This window comes from Streptomyces sp. NPDC037301 (assembly GCF_055602785.1).
In genome coordinates, this window is sequence record NZ_JBVJWD010000006.1 from 43,403 (window position 1) to 49,749 (window position 6,347).

The following is a 6,347-nucleotide window of genomic DNA, read 5'->3' on the forward strand; positions in this document are numbered from 1 at the left end:
GTTGTCATGGGTGGTGGTACGGAGTCCGCTTCAGAGTGCGCCCAACAGCGTGGCGGACCGGCGCAGTTCCTCGGCGCGGCGGATGAGTGCCACGTCGTCGCCGCGGTCGGCGGGCGCCGATGCCATCAGGGCCAGCCGGTCCCGCCAGCTCGCCCCGGTCAGCGGAACGGCGACGGCGCTCATGCCCCGGACCGACTCCCCGCGGCTGAGGGCGTAACCGCAGGAGCGGATCTCGTCGAGCTCCGCGAGCAGTGCGGACCGCGAGGTGAGGGTGTTCGGGGTGACCTCCGGCAGCTCCTCCTGCGGGTAGAGGGCGCAGACCTGTTCCGTCGTCATCCGGGAGAGCAGCATCTTGCCGCCCGAGGTGGCGTGGGCGGGATGCGTACGGCCCATCTCCAGCATCACCCGCACCGGGTGCGACGACTCGCGGCCGTCGGTGATGATGATCTGGTCGCCGATCAGCGCCGCACTCTGTACGGTCTCGCCGGTGCGCTGTACCGCGTCGTCCAGTACCGCTCCGAGCTGTTCGCGGACGGCCGTGCCGAAGCCCGCCGGGCGGCCGAGCCGTACCAGTTCGGGACCGGCGCAATAGCCCCGGCCGGAGGAGTCCCGGATCGCGAAGCCGCGTCCCTCCAGGGTGCTGAGCACCCGGTGGGCGGTGGACCGGCCGACGGAGAGCCGCTCGGCGGCCTCGGAGACGGTCAGCGCGTCATGGGTGAGGAACAGCTGCATCAGCCGGAGCCCGGTGTCCAGCGATTCGATGGTGTAGCCCCGCGTCGGCCCCATGGTGTGTCCGTTCTTCTTCGTTTCCGGTATGTCGCTTCTTCGGTTTCCGGTGCGTCCTGCGACGGGACGTGCCCGGACATGATCCGGGGTGGCGGCTCAGACCGCGGTGCAGCCGCCGTTCACGACGAGTTCGGTGCCGGTCACGAAGCGGGATTCGTCGGCGGCCGGATACAGCACTCCGTACGCGATGTCCTGCGGGGAACCGCGGTGACCCATCGGGGTTACCGGTGCGTGGCAGCGCTGCCGGTGTACTTCTCGGCCGGGGCCAGGTCGGCTGCGACGACCGTCGCGCCCTGTGCGGTGAGGACGCGGCAGACCTCCGCACCGATACCGCCCGCACCGCCCGTCACTATGGCGACCTCGCTGTGCACCCGCCCTTCAGTCATGAATGTGCTCCTTTCGATCCGCTTCGATCACATGTGCCCAAGTCCCTCAGTGCGGTACGGAATGGATCGGTCCTGGGGTCGAGTCATTCGGTTGCTTCTCCAACCACCGTACTTCTTCCGCAAGAGTGCTCGAATCGACCTTCCGGGCGCCTCTGTGATTGTCCCTCTGTGAGGTACGAAGAGTGCTCTGCCTCGCGAATTTCCCTCATTTGTTACTCCTTGTGCACGCGTGGAAGCGGTGCGTGCAAAAACTCGTGAGTGTATTACCGCGGGAGCGCTCGTGCAGGGGGTTGGGTGAATGTGCCGAAGCACTGTTCCGATCTGACTAAGCTCACGCGTAGTGAAGTCGAGTTGATATGAATTCGAGCGCTTGTTCCTGAGTGTCCTGCAAGCGCGTATACCTCCCGAATCAACCGCCAGAGGTTTTAGATGGTTCGTGTTGAATCACCGCCGATCGAACGAGAAACCCCCGTCGTTCGCGCCATGTTGCTGCCCGTGCTCCTGATGGGCGGTGCCACCGCCGCCGCGGTGGCACTGGTTTCCGCGGCCGCGCGGATACCAGTCGTCTGGTGCGGCGCGCTCGCCACCGTCGTGGTCGCCGCACTCACCCTTCAACTCGCCCGCCGGGCACGCGATCTGCGCACCCAGCGCGCGGTGTACGAACGGCGCTTCGTCGACCTGGAGCGGCGCATCGCCACACACGACGACGAGACCGTGCGGATCAGCAAGGAGCTCCTGCCGGCCGCCATCCACCGGCTGCGCGTGGGCAATTCACCCGAAGAGGTGCTCCGGGACGTCGTCGACGCGGACGAGCTGTACCGCGACCTGCCCGACGCCCAGCGCAACCTCGTCTACACGGTGCTGAACATCGTCGACAACGAAGAGGCGATGCGTGACTCCGCACAGCGCGCCTTCGTCAACGTCGCCCGGCGCGTCCAGGCGATCGTCCACCGCCAGGCGAGTGAACTGCGGGAGATGGAGGAGCACCACGGGCGCAACCCCGACGTATTCGACGACCTGCTCCGCATCGACCACGGCACCGCGCTGATCGGCCGTCTCGCCGACTCCATCGCGGTACTCGGCGGCGCCCGCCCCAGTCGCCAATGGCCCAAGCCCGTACCGCTGTTCAGCGTGCTGCGCGGCGCCATGTCGCGCATCCTGGAGTACCCGCGCGTCGATCTGCACTCGATCGCCAAGGTCGCCATCATCGGCACGGCCGTCGAACCGCTCATCCACGCCTGCGCCGAACTCCTCGACAACGCCACCCGCTACTCACCGCCGCAGACCCGGGTGCACGTCACCGCCGTCGAGGTGCAGACCGGCATCGCCATCGAGATCGAGGACGGCGGCGTCTCGCTCAGCGAGGAGGCCCGCGCGCGGGCCGAGAACATGCTCGCCAGGGCCCAGGCCGGCTCCAACATGAACGACCTCGGCGAGTCCCCGCGACTCGGCATGGCAGTCGTCGGACGGCTCTCGCGGATGTACGACCTCCAGGTCTCGCTGCGGCAGTCCGCGTACGGCGGTGTCCGCGCCGTACTCATCGTGCCCCGCGCCATGATCACCACCGGCCCCGCTCCCGGCATCGCCCACGGCATCGGCGCCACATCGAGGCCCACCAGCGACATCGACCAGGAGGCGATGAAGCACGTCGTGCCGGCACGCCGCAAGCCCCGCCCCGTGGCTCAGCGCCCCGCCACCGGACCGGTCGCACCCGTCACCCGGCCGGCCGTCCCCGCGGCCGCCATGGAGGACGACGTCCCCGTGGTGACCGAGTGGACCGCGGGCGGTCTCCCGCAACGCCGCAGCCGCGGCCGCGCCCCTCTGGGCTCGCACAACCTCCCCGCGCAGGCCGTGGACCCCACCGCAGGACAGCGCAACGGCCACACCAGCGGCCACGGTCAGGGGAACGACAGCGGCAAGGCGCAGCCCCCCGGACTCTGGCTGGAGGCCTTCACCAACGCCGTCAACGGTGTGCCGCAGGAGCCGAAGACCGACGAAGACTCTGACGATGCCTGGGACAAGGGAGACCTGAAGTGATCCAGCAGCGGGGAAATATGGACTGGATGCTCAAGGAACTGGCAGACGACGTGCCGGACATCCACCAGATCGTGGTGCTCTCCGCCGACGGTCTGCGCATCGCCCGGCACGGCGGCGACCCGGATGTCGCCGACCGTCTCGCGGCGGCCTGCGCGGGGCTGCAGAGCCTGGCCGCCGCCGTCGCCTCCGAAATCCCGTACAGCGACGGCCTCATGCGCCTCGTCGTCATCGAAGTCACCGGCGGCTTCTTCTACTTGATGGCCGCCGGAACCGGGGCGTACCTCGCGGTGCTTGCCGGTGAGACGGTCGACGCGGGGCTCGTCGGGTCGCGGATGCGCGACCTGGTCGTCAGGATCGGCGCCCACCTGACGAGCCCGCCGCGCCATGATGGGCAGGCCGGATGAATCCTCCCCGACGAGAACGCCGAAAGGCCGATCCGGCACTGAGCGACCCGGAACGGCTGTACGTGATCACCGGCGATCCCGACGGCAGTGAGCGGGCGCCGCTCGACCTGGTCACGATGGTCGTCGCGAAGGCCCAGCCGACGCCGACGGTCCAGCCCGAGCAGGCCGTGATCCTGCGGCTCTGTCAGGCGCCGTTATCCGTCGCCGAGATCTCGGCGTACCTCGGTCTGCCCTTCAGCGTGGTGACATCGCTCCTCACGGAACTCCTCGCGACCGAACTCATCGAATCGCGCGCGCCCATCGTCCGCGCCACTCTCCCGGACAGGTCCCTTCTCGAAGCGGTGATGCATGGACTTCAGAAGCTCTGACACGATCACCGGCCCCCGGCGCGAGGACGTCCTTCCCACCACGGCGACAGCCGCGGTGAAGGTCGTGATCGTCGGAGGGTTCGGGGTCGGCAAGACGACCATGGTCGGATCCGTCAGCGAGATCCGGCCGCTGACCACCGAAGAGACCATGACCCAGGCCGGAGTCGGCGTGGACGACAACTTCGGGGTGGAGAGCAAGACCGCCACCACTGTCGCCATGGACTTCGGCCGGATCTCCATCAGTGAGGAACTGATCCTCTATCTGTTCGGCACCCCGGGCCAGGAACGGTTCTGGTTCCTGTGGAACGGCCTGTTCGAAGGCGCCCTCGGCGCGGTGGTCCTCATCGACACCCGCCGCCTCGAAGTCAGCTTCGACGTCATCGGGCGGCTGGAGGAGCGCGGCGTGCCGTTCGTCGTCGCTGTCAACACCTTCCCCGACGCCCCGAAACACCCCGTCGAGGCGCTGCGTGCCGCTCTGGACCTCCCCGAAGAGGTCCCGATGATCGACTGCGACGCCCGGCTGCGTGCCTCCAGCCGCGACGTACTGATGACGCTGATGCGCTATCTGCACAGTCTGGCCCTCCCGCTCGCCTGACAGCAGTACACACACCCCCCCCGCGCGTCCCATCCGTCTGGTCCTTGGAATCCTGATCCCTGGAGCGATCGTGACAACCCCATTCCACTACGAGCCCGGAGCGGCCCAGGGGCCGGTTCCGCCCCCCGAGTGCCCGGCCCACGGCCTCGGCATCGGCCCCGGCGGACTGCGCCGGCTCTACGGCCCGGAGGCCGAGCGGGACCCCCACGGGCTGTACGACAAACTGCGCGCCGAACACGGCAGCGTGGCCCCCGTGCTGCTGCACGGAGACGTACCCGCCTGGCTGGTCCTCGGGCACAGCGAGAACCTGCACATGACCCGTACCCCCTCGCAGTTCTCCCGCGACTCCCGACGATGGCGGGCCCTGCAGGACGGCACCGTCGCCCCGGACCACCCACTGGCCCCGATCTTCACCTGGCAGCCGGTCTGTGTCTTCGCCGACGGCGCCATCCATGAACGCCAACGCGGCGCGGTCACCGACAGCATGGGCCGCATCGACACCCGCGGGGTGCGCCGCCACGTCAACCGCTACAGCAACCGGCTCGTCAACGACTTCTGCCAGGAAGGCCGTGTCGACCTGGTCAGCCAGTTCGCCGAGCGGCTGCCGATGATGGTGATGTGCGCGATCCTCGGCATGCCCGAGGAGTACAACGACCGGATGGTCCAGGCGGCCCGCGACATGACCCGCGGCACGGCGACCGCGGTCGCGAGCAACGCCTACGTCCTCGAGGCGCTGACCCGGCTCGTCCAGCGCCGTCGGCGCGAACCCGCGGACGACTTCGCCACCTGGCTCGTCGAGCATCCGGCAGGAATGAACGACCAGGAGGTCAGCGAGCATCTGCGGCTGATCCTCATCGCTTCCTACGAGGCGACCGCCAACCTGATCGCCAACGTCCTGCGCATGGTGCTCACCGATCCCCGCTTCCGGGCCAGGCTCAGCGGCGGTCATATGACGGTGCCTGAAGCGGTCGAGCAGACCCTGTGGGACGAACCGCCGTTCACCGCGGTCTTCGGCCGCTGGGCGGTCGGCGACACCGAACTGGGCGGTCAGCAGATCAGGGCGGGCGACGCCCTCATCGTCGGCATCGCACCGGCCAACACCGATCCGCTGGTGCGGCCCGACCTCAACGCCGACATGGAAGGCAACCGCGCCCACCTCGCTTTCAGCGGCGGCCCCCATGAATGCCCGGGGCAGGACATCGGACGCGCCATCGCGGACGTCGGTGTCGACGCCCTGCTCATGCGGCTCCCCGACCTCGAACTCGCCGTCGACGAGCGCGAGCTGAGCTGGATCGGGAACATCATGGGCCGGCACCTGGTGGAGCTTCCGGCGGATTTCGCCGCGCGTCAGCCGCAGGACGACAAGGAACCGCCGTCCATGGGGAGGCCGAACCTGCCGCGTCAGGACCGGGAGGTGCAGTCCACGGTCCGGCACACCGCCCCCACACCCGGACGCACTCCCGGTGCGGCACCGGTTCCTGCCTCGATGGGTGCGCCGGGTGCGCCCGGTGCGCCTGGTGCGCCTGGTGTGACGTCCACTGCGACGGTGACCGACGAGTCCGGTGGCACGTCCGCCGGGCGGTCCGCCGCGGGCCGGATCCCGCAGCAGCGCGGGCAAGCCGCACCCGCGAGGCTGTGGCGGGCCGTATCGCGCTGGTGGAGCGGCAGCTGAACCGGCGGGAGCCGAGACGAATCACCGGCCCGGGGGGGGGGGGGGCGCCGGTCCCCTCGGCCCCCGGCCGGGTCTTTCTTGGTCTGTTTGGGGGGGACT

General features: G+C 69.2%; 8 protein-coding genes. 5 read left to right on the forward strand and 3 right to left on the reverse strand.

All coding sequences use genetic code 11. From position 1 onward, the window contains the following. Positions 1-30: 30 nt before the first annotated feature. From ACZ7IB_RS12470 to ACZ7IB_RS12480, 3 genes are all read right to left on the reverse strand, one after another. Positions 31-786, reverse strand: coding sequence for an IclR family transcriptional regulator (locus ACZ7IB_RS12470; protein WP_470911961.1), 756 nt, complete (start codon positions 784-786; stop codon positions 31-33). Between the two features lie 96 nt (positions 787-882). Continuing rightward, the gene (locus ACZ7IB_RS12475) at positions 883-1,002 is read right to left on the reverse strand and encodes a hypothetical protein (protein WP_470911965.1); all 120 of its coding nucleotides are present in this window, start codon (positions 1,000-1,002) and stop codon (positions 883-885) included. 5 nt (positions 1,003-1,007) lie between these two features. Beyond that, entirely contained in the window at positions 1,008-1,172 is a 165-nt protein-coding gene (locus ACZ7IB_RS12480) for an SDR family NAD(P)-dependent oxidoreductase (RefSeq protein ID WP_470911967.1), read from the reverse strand. Between the two features lie 429 nt (positions 1,173-1,601). On the opposite strand from ACZ7IB_RS12480, the gene ACZ7IB_RS12485 reads away from it, so the two are divergent. The 5 genes from ACZ7IB_RS12485 to ACZ7IB_RS12505 all read left to right on the forward strand — a co-directional run bounded on the left by ACZ7IB_RS12485 (position 1,602) and on the right by ACZ7IB_RS12505 (position 6,248). Beyond that, positions 1,602-3,209 carry a sensor histidine kinase gene (locus ACZ7IB_RS12485; RefSeq protein ID WP_470911969.1) on the forward strand — a complete coding sequence of 536 codons (1,608 nt, stop codon included), beginning with the start codon at positions 1,602-1,604 and terminating at the stop codon, positions 3,207-3,209. Beyond that, positions 3,206-3,613, forward strand: a complete 408-nt coding sequence (locus tag ACZ7IB_RS12490) for a roadblock/LC7 domain-containing protein (RefSeq protein ID WP_470911971.1) — start codon at positions 3,206-3,208, stop codon at positions 3,611-3,613. Before ACZ7IB_RS12485 ends, ACZ7IB_RS12490 begins: the two co-directional genes overlap by 4 nt. Beyond that, entirely contained in the window at positions 3,610-3,981 is a 372-nt protein-coding gene (locus ACZ7IB_RS12495) for a DUF742 domain-containing protein (protein ID WP_470911973.1), read from the forward strand. The genes ACZ7IB_RS12490 and ACZ7IB_RS12495 overlap by 4 nt, the downstream gene beginning before the upstream one ends. Beyond that, positions 3,962-4,576 (forward strand): GTP-binding protein, encoded by a 615-nt coding sequence (locus tag ACZ7IB_RS12500; protein ID WP_327371360.1) that lies wholly within the window; start codon positions 3,962-3,964, stop codon positions 4,574-4,576. The genes ACZ7IB_RS12495 and ACZ7IB_RS12500 overlap by 20 nt, the downstream gene beginning before the upstream one ends. A 70-nt stretch (positions 4,577-4,646) precedes the next feature. Next, positions 4,647-6,248, forward strand: a complete 1,602-nt coding sequence (locus ACZ7IB_RS12505; RefSeq protein WP_470911978.1) for a cytochrome P450 — start codon at positions 4,647-4,649, stop codon at positions 6,246-6,248. The last annotated feature ends 99 nt before the right edge of the window (positions 6,249-6,347 follow it).